Source organism: Actinoallomurus sp. NPDC050550 (assembly GCF_040655075.1).
Lineage (GTDB): Bacteria > Actinomycetota > Actinomycetes > Streptosporangiales > Streptosporangiaceae > Actinoallomurus.
On sequence record NZ_JBFAJC010000019.1, the window covers coordinates 153,079 to 172,483 of the forward strand.

17 protein-coding genes are annotated in these 19,405 nt (G+C 69.2%); 5 read left to right on the plus strand and 12 right to left on the minus strand.

Features of this window, described 5'->3' with window-relative positions:
• Window positions 1-1,004: 1,004 nt before the first annotated feature.
• The gene (locus tag AB0I04_RS26080; RefSeq protein WP_360889403.1) at window positions 1,005-2,939 is read right to left on the minus strand and encodes a hypothetical protein; all 1,935 of its coding nucleotides are present in this window, start codon (window positions 2,937-2,939) and stop codon (window positions 1,005-1,007) included.
• Window positions 2,940-3,114: 175 nt separating this feature from the next.
• Window positions 3,115-3,513: a hypothetical protein gene (locus AB0I04_RS26085; protein WP_360889406.1), complete on the minus strand. Its 399-nt coding sequence runs from the start codon at window positions 3,511-3,513 to the stop codon at window positions 3,115-3,117.
• Window positions 3,514-3,615: 102 nt separating this feature from the next.
• Here AB0I04_RS26085 and AB0I04_RS26090 point away from each other — a divergent pair, with 102 nt between their 5' ends.
• The 3 genes from AB0I04_RS26090 to AB0I04_RS26100 are packed head-to-tail and all read left to right on the plus strand — an operon-like array spanning window position 3,616 to window position 5,293.
• Entirely contained in the window at window positions 3,616-4,221 is a 606-nt protein-coding gene (locus tag AB0I04_RS26090) for a hypothetical protein (protein WP_360889409.1), read from the plus strand.
• Window positions 4,218-4,838, plus strand: coding sequence for a hypothetical protein (locus tag AB0I04_RS26095; RefSeq protein ID WP_360889412.1), 621 nt, complete (start codon window positions 4,218-4,220; stop codon window positions 4,836-4,838). The genes AB0I04_RS26090 and AB0I04_RS26095 overlap by 4 nt, the downstream gene beginning before the upstream one ends.
• The gene (locus tag AB0I04_RS26100) at window positions 4,835-5,293 is read left to right on the plus strand and encodes a hypothetical protein (protein WP_360889415.1); all 459 of its coding nucleotides are present in this window, start codon (window positions 4,835-4,837) and stop codon (window positions 5,291-5,293) included. The genes AB0I04_RS26095 and AB0I04_RS26100 overlap by 4 nt, the downstream gene beginning before the upstream one ends.
• On the opposite strand, the gene AB0I04_RS26105 is transcribed toward AB0I04_RS26100, so the two are convergent.
• The 8 genes from AB0I04_RS26105 to eccD all read right to left on the minus strand — a co-directional run bounded on the left by AB0I04_RS26105 (window position 5,247) and on the right by eccD (window position 13,526).
• Entirely contained in the window at window positions 5,247-6,362 is a 1,116-nt protein-coding gene (locus tag AB0I04_RS26105) for a hypothetical protein (RefSeq protein ID WP_360889418.1), read from the minus strand. The two genes, AB0I04_RS26100 and AB0I04_RS26105, sit on opposite strands and share 47 nt — an antisense overlap.
• Window positions 6,363-6,463: 101 nt before the next feature.
• The gene (locus AB0I04_RS26110) at window positions 6,464-7,798 is read right to left on the minus strand and encodes a S8 family serine peptidase (protein ID WP_360889420.1); all 1,335 of its coding nucleotides are present in this window, start codon (window positions 7,796-7,798) and stop codon (window positions 6,464-6,466) included.
• A gap of 102 nt (window positions 7,799-7,900) precedes the next feature.
• Complete coding sequence (locus AB0I04_RS26115) at window positions 7,901-9,058, minus strand: hypothetical protein (RefSeq protein WP_360889423.1); 1,158 nt, start codon at window positions 9,056-9,058, stop codon at window positions 7,901-7,903.
• A 29-nt stretch (window positions 9,059-9,087) separates the two neighbouring features.
• On the minus strand, window positions 9,088-9,519 hold the full coding sequence (locus tag AB0I04_RS26120) for a hypothetical protein (RefSeq protein ID WP_360889426.1): 432 nt from the start codon (window positions 9,517-9,519) through the stop codon (window positions 9,088-9,090).
• 163 nt (window positions 9,520-9,682) lie between these two features.
• Window positions 9,683-9,976 carry a WXG100 family type VII secretion target gene (locus AB0I04_RS26125; RefSeq protein WP_360889429.1) on the minus strand — a complete coding sequence of 98 codons (294 nt, stop codon included), beginning with the start codon at window positions 9,974-9,976 and terminating at the stop codon, window positions 9,683-9,685.
• 30 nt (window positions 9,977-10,006) lie between these two features.
• Complete coding sequence (locus AB0I04_RS26130) at window positions 10,007-10,291, minus strand: WXG100 family type VII secretion target (protein ID WP_360889432.1); 285 nt, start codon at window positions 10,289-10,291, stop codon at window positions 10,007-10,009.
• Window positions 10,292-10,707: 416 nt separating this feature from the next.
• Complete coding sequence (gene eccB, locus AB0I04_RS26135; RefSeq protein WP_360889435.1) at window positions 10,708-12,114, minus strand: type VII secretion protein EccB; 1,407 nt, start codon at window positions 12,112-12,114, stop codon at window positions 10,708-10,710.
• A gap of 11 nt (window positions 12,115-12,125) precedes the next feature.
• The gene (gene eccD, locus AB0I04_RS26140; RefSeq protein ID WP_360889438.1) at window positions 12,126-13,526 is read right to left on the minus strand and encodes a type VII secretion integral membrane protein EccD; all 1,401 of its coding nucleotides are present in this window, start codon (window positions 13,524-13,526) and stop codon (window positions 12,126-12,128) included.
• Window positions 13,527-13,698: 172 nt separating this feature from the next.
• On the opposite strand from eccD, the gene eccCa reads away from it, so the two are divergent.
• Window positions 13,699-17,622, plus strand: a complete 3,924-nt coding sequence (gene eccCa, locus AB0I04_RS26145) for a type VII secretion protein EccCa (protein WP_360889441.1) — start codon at window positions 13,699-13,701, stop codon at window positions 17,620-17,622.
• Window positions 17,623-17,661: 39 nt separating this feature from the next.
• Window positions 17,662-18,093 (plus strand): YbaB/EbfC family nucleoid-associated protein, encoded by a 432-nt coding sequence (locus AB0I04_RS26150; RefSeq protein ID WP_360889444.1) that lies wholly within the window; start codon window positions 17,662-17,664, stop codon window positions 18,091-18,093.
• Between the two features lie 27 nt (window positions 18,094-18,120).
• On the opposite strand, the gene AB0I04_RS26155 is transcribed toward AB0I04_RS26150, so the two are convergent.
• The gene (locus AB0I04_RS26155; RefSeq protein ID WP_360889447.1) at window positions 18,121-18,840 is read right to left on the minus strand and encodes a hypothetical protein; all 720 of its coding nucleotides are present in this window, start codon (window positions 18,838-18,840) and stop codon (window positions 18,121-18,123) included.
• A gap of 16 nt (window positions 18,841-18,856) precedes the next feature.
• Window positions 18,857-19,399 carry a hypothetical protein gene (locus tag AB0I04_RS26160; protein ID WP_360889450.1) on the minus strand — a complete coding sequence of 181 codons (543 nt, stop codon included), beginning with the start codon at window positions 19,397-19,399 and terminating at the stop codon, window positions 18,857-18,859.
• Window positions 19,400-19,405 lie beyond the last annotated feature (6 nt).

The following is a 19,405-nucleotide window of genomic DNA, read 5'->3' on the forward strand; positions in this document are numbered from 1 at the left end:
ACTCAACGCCGACTGCATCCGAGCCAGACCCGCCATATCCCCATCCGGCCACTGACACCCCCCCACCAACATCTCCAAAAAGAACAACCCCTGCTGCACCCACCCGGGCAGCTCATCGAACTCACCCACCGCACGATCAAAACCCGGCCGAGCCCGCGTATACGGATCCCCCACCGCCTGCGCCCCATGATCCGCACCCTTCGGAACATCGGCACCCACCGTCGACGCCGACTCCGCCAACTGATACTGCTGACCCGCCAAACCCAACATCCCACCCGTAGCCCGCACCAAATTCACCGCATCCTCAAGCGCGTCCAAACACCCATCCCGCGCCGCACCAAACCCCGGAGACCCCTCCGAACCCTTCAAAAACGCCTGACCAATATCATCGTTACCCCACGCCGCCCCCACCCCCGACAACTCCGACACCAAAGTGTTCACCGCCGAAGCCAGCGTGTACGACAACCCCGAAACACCCTGACCCGACTTCCCCCACGACTTGAAATTGACATCAAGACCGACGCTCACCACTCACCCCAAGGCGCGATTCGGCGGGGCATCGCCGTGCGGCCGGCGGCTCGGCGTTCATGCTCTGGAACGCAGGGGGCCGAAGCGGCTGCCGCGCGTCCCGACGCGTGGACCGATCGTGACGAAGATGGGCGCTTGTCTGGGCGATCGCGGTCACGGATGCTGTGCGGCAGCCGCCGAAGTTCCTTGAGCCATTCCCGGTAGTTGACGATGACGTCCTGCACGGGCGTCTGCATTGTCTCCCCGACTCCAGATCCCCTGATCTTCCTGGCCCATCGTCCCGATACCGGGCGATCTGTCAACGCGCGGCGCCCATCGGAAAGGGTCGCTCATCTAGGGTCATGACCTGCAAAGACGCGACTTTGAGCACCCCGAAGGTAGGCGGTGTTCGGCGTATGGCGGCTGATCGTTCAACAAGAATTCAGCCGCCGCCCCGGCGAGCCGCCGCGGGCACCAGGCGGGCTCCAGCGGGCGGCCTAACGCTTCTTCTTCCGGAAGTCGAGACGCTCCGGCGGTGGGCCGAGGTTGGGGCCGGGGCGCGTACCGTCGTCGGGCATGACGTCCGGCTTGGCGTGGCGGGCCCGCGACGGGTCGGTGGCCTCTTCGTACTCCTGGATGTTGGCCGTGGGAAGCGTCATGATGCCCGGGTTGGCGTCGACGACGAGGATGCGCCGTCCGGACGTCTCCGCGTGCGTGAAGATCATCGCGGTGGGCGGAAGCTGCTGCAGTTCCTGCGGGTCCACGGCGAGTTCGCGTGCGCCCTTCCCCGCCTCGGCGGCGGCAGACGTGCTCTCCCCCCACGCGGTGGCGCGGCCGATCCCGTCGGGAAGCGCCGCGTCCGTGGGCTCGTTGCCGTTGAACACCGGCAGCGGAGCCGACGGTCCGACCGTGCTGACGTACGAGTCGTCCTTGTCGAGGCTCACGGCGTCACCGACCTTCTCGGTGAGCTCGGCGACCTCCAGCTTCTGCTCCGCGCCGATGTGCTCCGCCGCGATGCGGGCGTCCTCCGCGTTGCCGAGGCGCATGAAGCCCACGGCCGCGTGACCGCGGCCGAGTCGCTCCTTCACGTGCGGTCCGATCGACCGGTACATCAGCACCAGCCCCGTCGAGGTCGCCTCGCACGAGTCGATCAGCCGGTCGATGACGTCACCGCGAAGCTTCTCCGCGCCGCACACCAGCAGGGTGTGCTCCCACGGCTTTCCCTGCGGGGAGTTGCGCAGCACGTGCGTCAGTGCCGCCGTGACGTACGTGCCGAGGACGCGGTTGGTGAGCACCCCGGCGCGGCGATCGGTCGCGATGACGCGGAGCCGGCTGGGCGGCATCAGGGTCGGGCTCGATCCGAGCTTCTCCAGCTTGCGCAGCTGCGACTCCAGCGCCCAGGCACGCTCGATCACGACGCGATCCGCCGCACCGCGGCCGAACATCGTCGTGATCTTCGAGAGCTGCTCATCGGTGAGGAGACCGGCGCGAAGGTCATCGCGGGGGTCACCGACCTGTGCGAGCGCGCGCAGCGCCGCGGTGATCCGCGGGATCGGCGCGCGTCCGCCGAAGACGCCGAGGACGCGTTCGAGGATGGCGTTGTCGAAGGACAGGTCCCGGGCGCTGCCCTGCTCTTCGCTCACACTCACCACGAGCGAGAGCACGTCGGCCAGTTCCTCAGAGCCGAGGCCATGGGTCAGGTCCAGTTGCGGCAGGTCGCTCGGCAGCACCCACACCTGCGGCCGCTCGCCCTGGTCGTTGCCGAGCTCGGTGAGCTCCCGGGCGACCGCGCCCTCGGACAGGTCCAGGACGGTGACCTGAGACCCCGCCGCGAGCCGCGCCGCGCCCATCATGGTCACCATCGCCGACCAGCCCGCCAGCGTGCCGCCGGCGACGTCCACCCGGTCGACGCCCTGCGGCAACGTCACGGCGTACCACTCGTGCTGCGACTCGAACACCTCTCGGCGGTGCTGCCACTCCCGGTACGCGCGGGCGTGCTCGGCGTGGGCGGCCTCGAGTTGGCGCCGGCGCTCCTCACGTCGGTGCTCCAGACGCTCCCTTTCCTCCACCGCCTTGGCGCGCAAGGACTTCTCGCCCTGCCAGATGGGGTAGGCGATGATGGCGGCGACCACTCCGCACGCCACCAGCCCGGCCGCCGCGAACGCCCACGGCAGAATCCCGGTGGCTCCGAGCAGCACGAACAGCAGGGCACCGACCCCCGCCGCGCCGATCACGGTCTTGAGAGGGCGGTTGAAGAGGTTGTCCTCCCGCTGCTTCGGCATCACCCATTCGGGCGTGACGGTCTCGACCTCGGGCGGAGTCGGACGCTTCGGCGGCGGCCCGGGGTCGTCGTGTACTTGCGCGTAACGCCAGCCGACGTACACGCGTCCCGGTTGCAGTAACCGGGTTTCGCGAGCTGTCACATCGACCACGCCCCGTGTTCCTTGAGTGTCCTTGCGGCAAGCGTAGAAAGCTTCGCCCGAAACGGGGGTCTGTTTCAACCGGCCGGCATGCCACCGGCCGACCAGAGCCCCACGACACCGACGATCACTGATCGTACGGCCGGACGAGCGCGCTTCGCGCGGACGCGCGCCGTCCTCATCGAGGTCACCAGGAGCCGTACGGCGGGTTCTGCGGCGGCTGCCCGCTCGGACCCTGGGGCGGAGGCCCGCCGGGACCGTACGGCTGCCCTCCCGGCCCGGGTGGCGGCTGAGCCCCGTATCCGGGTCCTGCCGGGTCTCCGTATCCCTGCGCGGGCGGAGCGCCGTACCCCTGGGCCGGCGGCTGCCCGGGGTACGGCTGCTGCGGTTGGCCGCCCCACGAACCGTACGGCGCCCCAGGAGGCGGCCCCGGCTGCTGCCACGTCTGCTGCGGAACGTGACTGTACTGGGCCATACTGCGTCGCCTCGACGCCCGTGCGATCAGGCCGATCACTGCGACCACGCAGAAGATGACCAGGTAGATGGCGAGCCGGATCAGCGAGAACATCGCACTGTGCTGGACCATTCGCGCACCCTCCTCGCGGACCGGACCTCCGGTCGATCACTCCGCTAACCGCCTTGTCGGTCATCCTGACCTCCGACGGCCAATTTCGGTAGCCTCACGGCCGTGCCGATTTCGCGGCCTTCGGGGCAGATCGCGACGCGTCCGTTGTTGTGGACCATATCCGTCGCTCTGGCCGTCGTGCTGCTCATCGGCGTATGGGCGACCGGCGGTCTGCGTGCGGCTCCCCGACCGCGGATCCGACGGCCCGCGACCGCGATCGATCTCGGTGGTTACGAGGTCACGGTGACCGATGCCGTCCTCCGCCGTCCCGCACGCGGCAGTGTGGTCTCGCTCCTCGTCACGCTGGGGGTGAAGAACAAGGAGCGCAGGTCGGCGCTGCTCGACGACTTCACGATCAACGCCCTGTCCCTGGAGTCCGCCGGTGGGCCCGCGGTCACCGCGGCCATGGCCCAGGCGACCAGCCAGGGGGCGGACGTGAACATGCTGCCGCCGCGCGTGCCCGTCACGGTCGTACTGAGGTACGTCCTGCCCCGTGGCACCGTGCCCCCGCCGGGATTCCACGCCCGTCTCGCGTTGTGGCGGTACGACCACCGGGAGGACTTCTTCTACGGCCATGTCGAGTGGGTGTCGCGCAAGCCCGCCGATCCGAAGAGCCGCCAAAGCGCCGAGTTCGCCGTGCCGTTGCCGCTCCGCCGGGAGGGTCTGTGAGACGCGTCGCGGCGATCCTCCTCGGGCTCGTGCTGGTGCTCGTCGCCGGATGGGTGAAGGCGCACACACCGGACGACTACGACCACCGGTACGCTCCGCTGGTCTCCACCGGGCACTCCGGTGCTCCGGTCACCGCAGGTGCGTTCACGGTACGGGTGGACGGCGTCACGGTCGCCCGATCGGCGACACCCGACGGGCAAGAGGTCCTCCGGCCCGACGGTGTCTTCGTCATCGTCACCGCCGCCGCGACGATCCGGCGCGTTCCGGCGCGGCTGGCGACCGCGTACCTGCGGACGCGGAACGGCTACGAATACCGGGAGAGCGTCAAGAACGTGATCGCTCAGAACGGCGATCCGCTGAGCGGCCTCATCCTCGGCCCGGGACTCTGGCGGCGAGGCCCGTTGGTCTTCGAGGTCCCCCCGTCCGAACTGGCCGGATCCACACTCGTGGTCTCCGACCGCGCCGTGAACGAGAAGGATCCGCCGGGCGGCTTCCCGCCCTACGGTTTCGAGCTGACCGCGCAGGCGGAGATCGCCCTGCGCATCGGAGAGGCACGGGCGCGGCGCCTGGTCGCGAACGCCCCCGATCGGGTGACCATCCCAGGAGCCGGCACGTGACCGCCCGCGCCGCCGTCGCACTCGCGGTCCTCCTGCCGCTCGCCATCGGCGCCCCGCTGTGGGAGCAGCTTCGCTACTACGACCGGCATCGCGTACGGGAGGCGGTGACGACCGTGCCGCCGGGTGGCTCCGGGGTCCTCGATCACGCCTCCTGGCGACTGCTGAGCCTTGGTCGTACGGCGACAGGCGTCCGCGTACGGCTGGCCAAGACCCCGCTCGACCAGGACGGCGTGTCGAACCTGGAAGTCGTCGTCGACGTACGGGATCGAAGCGGCCGGCGCTGGATGCTCCGGCAGGACCTGAGCGGCGCTTTCAGCAGGCCTGGGCACGCCGAGACGATGACTCTGCGCGGTGACGTTCCGGCCGACGTCGCGGACCAGGTCGAACCCGAGGTGCGCCACTCCCCGCTCAAGCCGGAGCCGCGGCCGGTTCCGGTGCTTCGGTTTCGTCGCTGACCGTACGTACCAGGCCGACGGCGGCCGCGAGCAGTGCGACGTGCAGGACGTTCCTCAGCAGCTCGCGGGTGAACTCCAGCGGGACCAGGATCGGCTTCCAGGCCGCCGGGTCGTGGTCGGGTCCGATCAGGTACAGCGCGCCGCGGAAGCCGTACGCGACCGCCGCGTCCACCGTGACGTAACAGAGGCAGAACACGCCCAGAGCGGGTGCTCCGGCCCGCAGGATCAGGCGCGTCGCGTGCAGCAGCGGCACCCAGCGTTCGCGCAGACTACTCGTCAGGCCGACCAGCACCCGGTGGCGATCGCCCGCCACGGCCAGTCGGTGCAGCCGGGTGCCCTCGAGCGCCGCCCGATGGTCGTCCGGTTCGACGCCGATGCCCTCGACCACCGCCGCCATCGCGAACCACACGAGCGGAAGGGCGAACGTGCCGAGCCCGAACCCGATCGCCGGACCATGGGTGTCCAGGCCGGCCGGCCAGAACCGCCGGCTGGTCACCCAGTCGGCGGCCTTCCCGGCGAGAAGGAACACGGACGACACCGCGAAGAGGTTGAACGCCATCTCGGTGTAGGCGAGCACCGGCCCGGCCCACCGATCTTCGCGACGACGCTCGAGCAGGAGCCGGAGCGACCAGGCGACGGCCGCGGCCAGGAGGGCGATCCACACGTCGGAGATGAACAGCGCCTGACCGGCCACCGCACCGTGCGTGGCGCTGTGCAGATTGTGCTCGACATCGACCCGGCTGAACAGCCGCACGTCGTCCGTGTACATCCCCCACGCCGTGTAGATGACGACGAATGGGAACAACGCCCGGCCGATCGCGTCGATGAACGACTCGTCGTCCGGCCGCCGGATGGTCCACAGCATCCCGATCACGGTGGCGAGCGTCACGGTGACGAGCGCGGTGAAGACGAGGGTCGCCGCCATCCGGCGCCACTGCTCGTACTGCCCATGGCCGACCACGACACCGGCCCACGTCAGCAGGTAACGGGCGAGGTATCCCGCACTGAACCAGGCTGCGAGCGGCACCAGATGGCGACCGGCCATGCGCACCGACGTCACGGGGAGCATGACAACGCCTCGGACGGATCGGGTGTCCACCGGAGTCGGCACCCCGGCTTGCTCATCGCTGTGGATAGGCGACCGGTCCACGTTCTGAGCGCCGTACGCCGCTACCGGCCGTATCCGGTGGGTGGTCCGTGATCCGGCGGCTCGAAGGTCGGCCTCGATCCGTCGCGTGGCGGCTCCTGCGTCTCCGCCGGTCCGAATGACGGCGGGGGTGCGTGACGCGGATCCTGGTACCGAACATGTTCGGACGGACCCGGAGTGGGGGCGGGCCGCCGGGTACGGCCGCGCCGCGCGCGGGCGATGAGGGCTACGACCGCGGCGATCAGGATGATCGGAATCAGGGCCATCAGTGTGAGCTCGGTGGCCGATCGGCGGCTGCTCGGCGTCTTGGTGGGCTCGCTCCCCGGGCTCTGGCCGGTGCTGCCGCCCTGCCCCGACTTCCACTTCTCGTACGCGGCGAAGACCGGGTTGGGGGCGTCCTTCGACACGGTGTCGTTCAATGCTTGCATCGGCCGGAGCAGGCCGTATCCGGTGCTGTCGTCCCGGCCCGCCGGCGCGATGTCACGACAGGACGCGACGATGCGCTGAACGACCTCACGCGCGTGCATGTCCGGGTACTTCGCCCGTACCAGGGCGACCGCCGCCGACGTCAAGGCGGCCGCACTGCTGGTGCCGCCTTCGGATGTGTGGAACCGGCCGTCCTTCAGCACACTGCCGACCTCACCGGCAGGCGCGGCGACGGCGACATAGGCCTGCCGTTCGGTCTTCACGAAGGGAACGAAATTCTGCCCGGAGACCGAGACCCCTCCGACCGCGAGCACGCCGGCGCAGTTCGCCGGGTATTCCGACGGGTTGCCGGCCTGCCCTTCGTTACCGGCCGCGGCGACCACCACGACGTCATGGTCGACGGCATAGCCCACGGCGCGCTGCAGTGCGTCCGGGCACTGGCCCTGTACCGTCTGCGAGATGTTGATCACCTTGGCGCCGTGGTCCACCGCGAACCGGATCCCCGGGACGATCGCCGCGCTCGACGCGTGAATGTCCACCGGGAGGATCTTCGATCGAGGTGCGGCGCCCAGAAAGCGCGTCGGCCCGCCCTGTGCCGCGATCAGAGCCGCCATGGCGGTGCCGTGGCCCGCCGTCGGACCCGTCTCGCTATCGGTGCGACCGTCGCCGCTGCCCGTCGAGTCCGATCCGGGGAGTACTACGCCGCTCAGTTCTGGGAGGTCGGCCTGCACTCCCGTGTCGAGTACGGCGACGGTGACGCCGTCGCCCTGGCTGACCGGCCAGACCTTCTGCTGGAGCTGCCAACTGGTGAACCACCACTCATTCTCCAGGGGGGCCGGGTAGGAAGCGGCGGTCGCTGTGGGGCCCACGGCGACCAAGGCCGTCAGCGATACCAGTGCTGCCGCGAGCGTGGATCGGATCAACCCTCGCACTGACTCACCTCGATTGACTTGACGGTCTCAGAACAGCCGTGTGGGCGGACGGAGCCATCGCTCCGCCCGCCCATCATCGGACCGCGCTTCACGTAGGAACGCTCAGCCGATCTGTCCAGGTACGGCGTCGCCGTCGCCGCCCCAGACGTCCTCGTCCTCGGTCAGCCAGGTCGCGCGCTCGCGCTCCTTCTCTCCCTGACCGTGGCCGGGGTGCATGGGCGGCATCATGCCGCCGGCGCCCATGCGGCCGGCATTGGCCAGTCCGTTCGCGCCGGCTCCAGTGCCGAGGGCACCGTTGGCGAGAGTGCCCGCACCCATCGTTCCGGGGCCGGTTCCGCCGAACGGGTCGCCGCCGAGGCCGGTGCCGTTCGGGAGGCCGCCACCGCCCGGGCCACCGCCCGGAAGGCCCGCGAGGTTCGTGCCGTTTCCGCCGGGGAAGTGCCCACCATTGGGTAGATGGCCACCGTTGGGAAGGTTCCCGCCATTTGGCAGGTGACCGCCGTTGGGCAGGTGACCGCCGTTGGGCAGATTGCCGCCATTAGGCGGGTTTCCGCCATTAGGCAGGTGACCGCCGTTGGGGAGGTTTCCACCGTTGGGCGGATGTCCGCCGTTGGGCAGGTTTCCGCCAGTTGGCATGTGCCCCCCGGGACCGTTCGGACCGCCGGTCGGCCCGCCGTTCGGGCCACCGTTCAAAGTGTTGGGGTCGAACGGCGAGCTGTTCGTCGTCGGAATGTCCTGCTGGATGTCGCTCGGGAACTTGTTGTTGGACTCGACCGTCTGGTCCTGGAGCTTCTGCATCAGCTTCCGGCCCATGGAGCTGTCGCCGTCCAACCAGTCGCCCCAGCCGGTGCCCCCGGTGCCCTCCTTGACGCCGTACCAATGCTCGTCACCGAGGCTGTCGTTCCAGCTTTTCTGCATCGCCGCGTGGTCGTTCAGCGCGGAGCCGGTCGTGAAGCTCTTGTCGTGGAGCTCGCGGGCCTGGTCGTACAGCTTCTGTAGCTGCTTCATACCCGCGTCGGTCGAGTCGGCGTTCCAGTTGTCCGCCAGGACGCCGGCCTGCTTGTAAATGAGCTCGATGCTGGTCTTCATCCGGGTGGCGATGTCGCTGTAGGCCTCGCCCGCAGATCCCACCCGAGCGGGCTTCATCGCCCGGACGATCTTCAGGAGGCCCTCGTAGTCGTTGTCCCAGAAGTTCCAGCTGGAGTGACCCCAGCTCCCGGCCTGGGCATCCTGCCGAATGTTCTGATTCTGCGGCGCCATCGTCGTTATTCCTTCCCCATCCGGAACGACTACGCCGTTGGCGCGTTATTCGTCGTAGTTTGGGCGTTTCGGGCACTCTGCACGTTAGCGGCTTCAGTGTTGTCGTAGTTACCTGCCGCCCGCTTGATCGTGTCGATCATCGCCTGGTACGAGTCCAGGAACTGGCTGTAAACGCCACCGATAACGTTATAAGCCGTCTTGGTCGTGTTGTAGACGCCGGTCGCGGCGGGGTATTCGCCCAGGTCCTGCTGGGTCAGCAGGCCCTTCGCGGTGGATCCGTCCATCGACTGCAACTCGAAGAGAGAACCCTTCGTCACATGCTTGTTCAGGTCGTCCAGGTCACCCTGGAGGGCTTTCCACACATCGTGCAGCTTGTCCCTGTGCGTTTGGATGCCCTTGCCCACCTGGGGAAGATCCGGGGACGGGAGGGCGTCTCCGCCGCCATTGTCCTTAGGTGCCACGATGACCTCCTGTCGGCCACGGCGGCCGACGTTACATCAGCTGTTCGTTATGACGGTCCCTGTGGCGATCCGGTTCCCGTCACCAGGCGACGATGGCCCCGGTCGCGTGGTGCCGACCGGGGCCATCGTCATGACGTCTCGCTCTCGAACACGGTCGAGGCGGTCACCACATCTGGGCGTTGGCCTTCTCGACCGCCGTGTAGTTCTCGTGCGCCGTGCCGATGACCGCGGCCAGCTTGTTCATGGCCACCGTCATGTGGTTCGCTGCGGCCGTCCACTGCGCCTTGGCGGTGTGGTACTGGCCCTGGGCGTCACCGGACCACTGCGCCAGGTTCTGCTGGAGCTGCGTGTCGAGCTCCTCCAGCAGGCCCACCACGGCGTTGTGGACGGCGACGAAATCCTGCTCACCGGTGTTGAGCGCGGCGAAGTTTACTTGGGTGAACTCATCGGACAACATCAGGGTCCCCTTCCGCCAGTGTCAGATCCGTCAGACGCCGTTGATGAACTGGTGGATGTTGTTGACGGCCTCTTTCTGAGACTCTTCGTTCTTCTTGTAGTTGATCTCGTTGTGGACCAGGCTCTCGTGAAGGCGGCCCAGCGTGGTGAGCACCTTCGTCATGTCCTCGTCGAAGGCGGTGAACGCGGCGCCGAAGGCACCTGCGGCATCGCCCCTCCAGCCCACCAGGACGGCGTCCTTGTGGCCGTTGAGGTTGATCTGCTGGCCCTTGATCTGGCTGGCGATGTCGTCGATGTGACCGGCTGCCACCCTCATCGCCGCGCGATTCTGTGCCGACTCCTGCGCCACAGTCGTCACCTCCATGTGATCGGCTACGTGCGGTACTCAGCGTCCCACCACCGCGACGCGCCACCCGAGCGGGAAGAACGATCGGCTTAGAGAACACCCCGTTACCCTAAATCGTCGCCAATCTTACGGCGCTTGTCGCGATCTGTCCAGCAACATACGAAAATCCAGTCGGCCCGACCATTAGCGAATAATGTTATCGCCCGGTTACAGCACGCCAACGAATGGGCGACGACCGACCAACGACCCTCTGACCTGCGGTTACCGCCTAGATCCGAACATCTTTCAGAACCGTCGTGACGGCATGGCGATAATCACGTTCGCCGACATGGAACCGTCCTGAGCGGTCCTGCGTCTAAACCCGATTAGGTGTCGAATGTCCATCCTCAACCGTTCGCCTTAGGTGCCGGCGCGGGCTGCCGCGCCCTGGTCGGATCGAGGGTCGGCCCGGTCGGCATCAGCTGCAGCACGCTCTTGGGGATCGGTGCGGCGTTCGCCACCTTGTAGCCGAGCTTGTCAGCGGTGTCCTTCGACGACAAGGGGAAGCAGACGCCGGCGTCGTTGACGACGTACCAGGAGTTGATCGAGTTGAGCTGGTTCGGTCCGGGCAGCAGACCGACGAGCGCGGCGCCACCCGGCGGAAGGATGACCTGGTCCACGGTCGTGCCCTGATCGGCGGTCGTCGCCTGGATGTTCGGCAGCGAGCCGCCGATCGCGAGCCGGGCGGAGGTCGAGCCCTTGTCCGTGTCGGAGTAGACCGCGCAGAGCGGCTCCGAGGGATCCCATGGCACGAAGTCCGGGAGGGTCTGCGGCAGCCGGCTGTCCAGCAGGTGCTGGCTCGACGGCTTCGACGTCACCGTGCCGAAGTCGGTGTCACGGGCGACGGCGGCCTGACCGTGGTAGGCGAGTCTCTTCGTGTCGGGCTCCGCGAGGAGCAGGATGGCCTGCGTTCCGGAGACCTGCGCGAAGCCATCCGACGTCAGGACGTAGTAGGCACCCGAGGGCACCTTGAAGACCTGGCCGACGCTGCCGACGCCGGACACGTCCTGACCGCGGTTCCCCACCGGTGGCGCGGCGAAATCCGTCCCCGGGTCGACGGTGTTCAGCCAGGCCCGCGAGACCTCGGCCGGTTGGACCTTGGTGACGCTGCTCGCCTGGTCCGGCGGCAGCGTCATGTGCATCCGCTGGTTCTGCCAGATGACGTACGGCTGGCCCGACACCTGAACGACCACCGCCTGGTCGACGCCGATGAAGTTGCCGCCGACGTTCGTGCCGGCGACGAGGCTGGTCACCGGACGGGTGCCGCCGGCCGTGGTCGTACCGTTGCGGACGCAGACCGACCACGGCTTCTTGACCAGGTGGTCGGGGTCGGGGAGGGAGTCGGGCGCGCCGGGGATGCCGATCATCGGGCCGCGGGTGAACTTCGACAGGGACTTCCGCGACACCACGCGCTGCTGGGTGGTGCTGGAGTTCAGGGCGAGTTTCGCCGAGGCGAAGTTGAGCACCGGCAGCATCCGCTTGCCGTTCGTGTCGTAGACGTACTTCGTGCCGGTCTCGCGCTCGATGATGACCATGCCGCCCTGGTCGAGGCCCTTCGCCCCGCCCGGTGAGATGAATCCCATGACACCGAAGACGGCGGCGAGGAGGACGGCGACCATGGCACCCGAGAACGCCGCCACCGACAGCCGCCGCATCGGCGACTCGGAGACGTCCGGCTCCCCTTGCAGCAGCGCCAGGCCGACCCGCTGCATCATCAGCTTGTGGGCCTGGTAGACATCGCGCCGGGTCTGCATCGATAACCCTTTCAGCCCTTGAGGCCGCGGATCGTGGAGTAGATGTCGAGTGCGGCCAGCGCCAGCGGGATCAGAGAGATGATCAGGATCATGTCGACGATGTCGCCCGCGCGCCCCCAGAACGGGGTCGGCCGGTGGGCGGGCAGCCACATGGCCATGCCCACGACGACGCCGGCGAGAACGAGGAGCGGGAGCAGCACGCCCGCGAGCGTGCTCACCTGGTCGCCGCGGAGGGCCAGGCCGATGTCGAGGGCCCCGAGCCCGACCAGGCCCGCGGTCAGCATCCACACGCGCTGGCCACGGCCACGGAAGATCCGGGCGCGCAGCAGCAGCGAGACCGCCATGGCCGCCGCCGTCGTCGGGCCAGACCACTTGTCGGAGGAGGCGAGAAAGAGCATGCCGCCCATGGCGACGAGGGCGACGGCGGCGACCAGGCCGGTCGCGAACCTGTCGGCCACGACCGTGCGCTTGAGCACGGCGCGGCCTTCGACCAGTTGGGTGTCGCGGCGCAGGTCCTCCGCGCTCGTCGGCACGGGCGGCAGCGGCAGCCGGGCGAGACGGAACGACAGCGCGGGGATCAAGGCGGTGAACGCCATCACCACGGCGGCGACCGTCCCTGCCACGCCGGGTGCCGGGAGGCTCGGGAAGGCGTAGGCGAGGCCGCTGCCCACGGCACCCATGGCGGCGGCGATGGCGACGCCGAGGAAGACGGGCACGCCGTCGGCGACCACGAACGCCGCGATGACCGCTACCAGCATGGCCGCGCCGAAGGCCGCCAGGAGGTGCGGGGCGCCGACGTGCGTCAGTTCAACGCCGCGCCGGGCCGGCGCCAGCAGGCCGGCGAGGAAGGCGTACGGCACGGCGGCGTAGCCGAGGATCGCGCCGGCGCCCGAGTCGCCGAACGCGCGGGACACGGCCAGGCCGCCGATGAGCAGCAGGATCGCGACGATGCCGGCGGCGATGGCCGGGGCCGTCCACGGCGGACCCGACAGCGCGACGGCGACGACGCCGACGGCGAGCGCGGCCCCCGCCGCGCCGAGACCGTAGCTGCGCGTGCTGTGCGGCCGCCACCGGTCGGAGCGGTCCTTGATCCCCGTGGCGATGACGTCGGCGACGTCGTCGAAGGACATCTCCGGGATCTGCGCCATCCCCGGCCGGAGGTACAGCACCTCACCGTCGCGGATCCCGAGCTGGGACAGCGAACGCCCCGGCTCGAAGGGCGCGTCGTCGAGGCGCTGAAGCACCCAGCCGGAGTGCGCCAGACCGGCGTCCGCCAGGTTCGTGCCGGCCACGCGCAGCAGCGTCGGCAGCATGTGCGCCAGCGGGACGTCCGCCGGCAGCGAAAGGTCGATCCGTCTGTGCGGGGCGACGATCGTGACCCGGCTCAGTTCCGTTCCTGCCGTCGAGCTCACCGGTCTTCCATCCTCTTCGGCTACACGGCTCGGGTTACCTATGCGTCACACTCTTCATAGGATGACCCCGAATACTTGCAAACAAAATCTGGCCACAGCAGCGTAACGGCCGCGGAGGCACCGGTTGAGTACGATCTTGGTACGCCGTCAGGAAAGGCGGCCCGCTCCGCCCATGCCCAAGGGCGAGATCCTGCTCGAATCCCCGCCCGAGATCCCCGAGGTGACCAGCGGCGGATTCCAGGCCGTCATGATGTACCTGCCGATGGCTGCGATGGCGGGGATGAGCGGCCTGATGGTCGCGGCCGGCGGTGTCACGAATCCGTTGTCGATGGTCAGCAGCGGTGGCATGGCCCTCGCCATGGGCGGCATGATGCTGGGCCAGATGGGCCGTGGAGCCGGTGACCGCAAGTTCAAGCTGAACGGCGAGCGCCGCGACTACTACCGCTACCTCGCGCAGACGCGCCGGAAGGTGCGCCGGGCGGCCAAGCAGCAGCGTGAGGCGCTCGAGTGGAACAGCCCCGCCCCCGACTCACTGTGGTCCCTCGTGATGAGCGCCCGGCTGTGGGAACGCCGCGCGCGGGACGGGGACTTCGCCAACGTCCGCGTCGGGACGGGTCCGCAGCAGCTCGCCGTGCAGCTGATCGTGCCCGAGACGAAGCCGGTCGAGGACCTGGAGCCGATGACGGCGGGTGCGCTGCGGAGGTTCGTACGCGCCCACTCGACCGTTCCCGAGCTGCCGGTCGCGGTCTCGCTGGCGTCGTTCGCCCGGATCCAGGCGATGGGAGAGCCGGAGACCACCCGCGGCCTCGTCCGCGCGATGATCGCCCAGATCGCGTCGTTCCACTCGCCCGACGACGTGCGGATCTGCGTGTGCGCGTCACCGGAGCGCATGTCGCACTGGGAGTGGGTCAAGTGGTTGCCGCACTCCATGCACCCGAGCGAGAACGACGCGGCCGGCCCGGTCCGGCTGATCACCCGCAGCCTGTCGGAGCTGGAGTCGCTGCTCGGCCAGGAGGTGAAGGACCGGCCGAGGTTCAGCCCCGGCCTGACCCAGGACGACCTGCCCTACCACATCGTCATCGTGGACGGCGGAATGGTCACTCCCGACTCCCAGATCGGGGCGGACGGCATCGATGGCGTCTGCGTGATCGACCTCACGGGCTCGGTGAGCCCCACCTCGGACAACACGATGCTGCGGCTGAACATCACGCCCGACCGGATGCAGATGCTCAACCGCGACCGTACGGGCAAGGACGTGCCCACCGCGATCGGCAAACCGGACCAATTCAGCCTCGTGCAGGCGGAGGGTCTGGCCCGTCAGCTCGCGCCGCTGCGGGCCAGCGAGGCCGCGGGCGAGGAGTACGACGCGCTGTCCGGCAGCATGAACCTGACGTCGCTGCTCGGAGTCGACGACCCCTACAGCGTCGATCCCCAGGTCACGTGGCGGTCGCGCGCGCCCCGCAACCGGTTGCGCGTGCCCGTCGGCGTGGACGTCGATGGACGCCCCGTCGAGCTCGACATCAAGGAGGCCGCGCAGGGCGGCTTCGGCCCGCACGGCCTGTGCATCGGCGCCACCGGTTCCGGTAAGTCCGAGTTCCTGCGCACGCTCGTCCTCGGGCTCGCGATGACGCACTCGTCCGAGGTGCTCAACTTCGTGCTCGTCGACTTCAAGGGCGGCGCGACGTTCCTCGGCATGGACGGTCTGAAGCACGTCTCGGCCATCATCACCAACCTGGAGGACGAGCTCCCCCTGGTCGACCGAATGTACGACGCGCTGCACGGTGAGATGGTGCGGCGCCAGGAGTGGCTGCGGGCCGCCGGGAACTACGCCTCGTTGCGCGACTACGAGAAGGCCCGGGAGCAGGGCGCGCAGCTCACGCCCATGCCGACGCTGTTCGTCGTCCTCGACGAGTTCTCCGAACTGCTGAGCGCCAAGCCCGAGTTCGCCGAGCTGTTCGTGATGATCGGCCGCCTCGGCCGGTCGCTCGGCGTGCACCTGCTGCTGGCCTCGCAACGTCTGGAGGAGGGCAAGCTCCGCGGCCTGGACGTCCACCTGTCGTACCGCATCGGCCTGCGGACGTTCTCGGCGATGGAGTCCCGGGTCGTGCTGGGCGTGCCCGACGCGTACGAACTGCCGCAGGCGCCCGGAAACGGTTACCTGAAGATCGGTACCGAGGCCATGATCCGGTTCAAGGCGGCGTACGTGTCCGGGGCGTACAACCCGGACGGCCACGCCGGTCGTCAGGAGACCGGCCCACGCGTGGTCCAGCAGATCGTGCCCTTCGTGCCGGACTACATCCGTCCGAAGATCATTGAGGATCCCCAGCAGGCCAAGCCTGAGGAGGACGAGAAGAACCAGGACACCCTCTTCGACATCGTGGTCCGGCGCCTGGCCGGTCAGGGTCCCCCGGCGCACGAGATCTGGCTGCCCCCGCTGGACGAGTCGTCCACGCTCGACCAGATGCTGCCCAACCTGCAGGCGACGCCCGAGTACGGCTACACCACGGCGGGATGGGACGGCCGCGGCCGGTTGCACGCGGCGGTCGGCATCGTCGACCGCCCCTTCGACCAGCGCCGCGACCCGATGTGGCTGGACGTGTCCGGGGCCGCCGGCCATATCGGTGTCGTCGGCGCGCCGCAGAGCGGCAAGTCGACCGTGCTGCGCACGATCGTCACGTCGCTGGCGCTGATGCACACTCCGCAGGAGGTGCAGTTCTACTGCCTGGACTTCGGCGGCGGCACCCTCGCCGCGCTCGCCGGCCTGCCGCACGTGGGCGGCGTGGCGACGCGTCTCGACGGCGACCGCGTACGCCGGACGGTGGCCGAGGTCGCCGGGCTGCTGGAGGAGCGCGAACGCTACTTCGCCGAACGCGGCATCGACGGCATGGCCACCTACCGGCGGATGCGCGCGTCCGGCCAGATCCCCGGTGACGGCTTCGGCGACATCTTCCTCGTCGTCGACAACTGGCTCATCGCCCGCCAGGACTTCGAGCAGGTCGAGTCGACCGTCACCGATCTGGCCGCGCGCGGGCTGGGCTACGGCATCCACGTCGTCGCGGCCACCAACAAGTGGTCGGAGTTCCGGATGAACATCCGTGACCTGTTCGGGTCGCGGATGGAGTTGCGGCTCGGTGACCCGTACGAGTCCGAGTTCGACCGGAAGATGGCCGCGAACGTCCCCGAGGGGCGCCCGGGACGCGGCATCACCCGGGAGGGCCTGCACTTCCTCGCCGCGCTGCCCAGGATCGACGGCCGGTCCACGGCCGAGGACCTCTCCGACGGGGTGCAGAAACTGGTCGAGACGGTGGCGGGGTCCTGGCAGGGTCCCACCGCCCCGCAGGTGCGGATGCTGCCCGCGTCGCTGTCGCCGGCGGCCCTGCCGAGCGCACAGGAGACGGGCCGCCGCGTGCCGATCGGCATCGACGAGGACAACCTGGGTCCGGTGCTGCTCGACTTCGACGCGGACCCCCACTTCGTCGTGTTCGGGGACAACGAGTCCGGCAAGTCGAACCTGCTGCGGATCATCGCCGACTCGATCGTCGAGCGCTACTCGCCGCAGGAGGCGCGGCTCGTCTTCCTCGACTTCCGGCGGTCTCTCCTGGACGCAGCGGAGACCGAGCACCGCATCGGCTACGCGGCGTCGTCAACGGCCGCGACGCAGTTGATCAAGGACGTGCACGGCGCGCTGATCAAGAGGCTCCCGCCGGCGGACCTGACCCCCGACCAGCTGCGGAACCGCTCCTGGTGGACCGGCACGGACTTGTTCATCGTCATCGACGACTACGAACTCGTCGCGACCCCGTCGGGCAACCCGCTGCAGCCGCTCGCCGATCTGATCCCCCAGGCCCGTGACATCGGTCTGCACGTCGTCCTCGGGCGCAACATGGGTGGCGCGGGCCGGGCGCTGTACGACCCGATCATCCAGCGGCTGAAGGACATGGCCTCGCCCGCGCTCATCATGTCCGGCAACAAGGACGAAGGCGCGCTGTTCGACGTGCGGCCCAGTCCGCTGCCGCCGGGCCGCGGCACCTTCGTCGAACGCCGGACCGGGCACCGGCTCATCCAGACCGCCCACCTGGAGGCGGACAACTCCTGAGATCCACCACGCCGTGCCGCGCCAAGAGGAAGGAGTCGCATGACGCCCTACGAGGGAGCCGTCGACGCGAGCAAGGGTATGGAAGGCATTCGCAAGCAGCTCACCGAGCAGGCCGAACGGTTCGCGGAGATGCGGGAGAAACTCGCCGAGACACGCGGACGAGGTGACGCCGCGGACGGCAAGGTGGTCGTCGAGGTCGCACCTGGCGGCGCCCTGAGGAGCGTGCAGATCGACCCGCGGGCCATGAAGCTCGGCTCCGAAGTCCTCGCCGAGGCCGTCCTCGAGGCCGCCGGCAAGGCGTTCCAGGACCTCACCGACCAGACGAACGAGCTGATGAAGCCGGCGTTCGGGGACCCCGCGAAGCTGGCCGAGGAGTGGGGCGCCGGGGGTCCGGACGGGCCCGGGTCCCCCAAGGAGGCCATGTCCAAGGCCATGGGCCTGTTCGAGGACATCTTCAAGCGCAACTCCTGACCCCGGTGGGTCGGGCACGCGATACGGTCAGGCGGCTCCGCCGCGTTGACGGCGCGCGTCCTCCAGGCTCTGCTGGTAGAACGCGATGTCCCGGTCCAGCCGGTCGCGCGTGAAGCGATCCGGGGCCGCGCGGCGGGTCTCAGCGCCCAGAGGTGTCCAAATCGCCTCGTCGGGGATCTCGTCGGCGTCCTCCGGCAGGTGCTTCGCGGCCTCTATCGCCGCGTCCCGGGCGAACTCCCAGTCGGCCACCACGTCGCGGTGGCGTTCTTCCGACGGGTCCTGGGCGTACGCGATGCCCTCCCGCAACGCCCGCCGCGCGTAGACGGTGCTGAGCTGGATCCACTGACCGGCGTCGATCAGCTCGGAGGTGTCCGAGCCGAACCGCAGGCCCCGGCGTCGCGCCGCCTCCTCGGTGGAGTAGCGCACCCGCACCTCGATCGGTTCCGGCCGGTCCCGGGCCGCGTCATGGCCCTGGAGGGCGTCAAGAATCCGGTTGCCCTGACCTTGACCGGCCTGGTCGGCATCATCGCCCTGAAGGGCGTCAAGAATCCGGTTGCCCTGACCTTGACCGGCCTGGTCGGCGTCATCGCCCTGGCCTGCGTCGTCCGCGCCGCCGAAGCGAAGCGTCCAGGCGTCCTGGCCCTCGGTCAGCGTCGTCCGCGCCCGTACGTCGCCGGCCGCACCGGACTCGGCCGCCGCAAGGTCGAAGTACAGGTACGCCTCGACCAGGGTCCTCGCGTATCGCAACGTCTCAGCCCACTCCTCAATCGCGTGCCGTACCGGGGCCGCCGGCCGCTCGCCGGGAAAGATTCTCGCGTTGTTCGACCAGCCGGGCGCGGGTGAACCGGGCCGGGTCCTGGTCGCGGACACGCCGCCCGATCTCCGACCAGAACGCCCGCTCCGGCACCCGCTCGGCGCCGGCGTCCATGAACTTGAGGATCTCCTCCACGGCGGCGATCGCGACGGCCAGCGTCCCTCGCGCCTCCTCCGGGTCTTCCGCAGCCGCCCCCTCCGCAGACAGGTCGGCCACCCAGAGCCATTGTCCCGCATCCACCACCTGCGACGGCTCCGGACCGCCGAACGTCGGGAAGCCGACCGGCGCGACCTCCCGCTCGGGCAGGCCGAACAGGTACTCGCGCGACCGGCCACACCCCGCACATGTGCCGGCGTACCGGTTGGCCAGTTCGCCGCCGACGTCGACCAGCGCGCTGTCCCAGGCCGTGTCCACCGACCCACAGTCCTCGCACGGGTGCAGGTCGAGGTACAGGTGCGCCTCGTCCCGGGTCCGCGCCACCGCGAACGGCATCGTCGT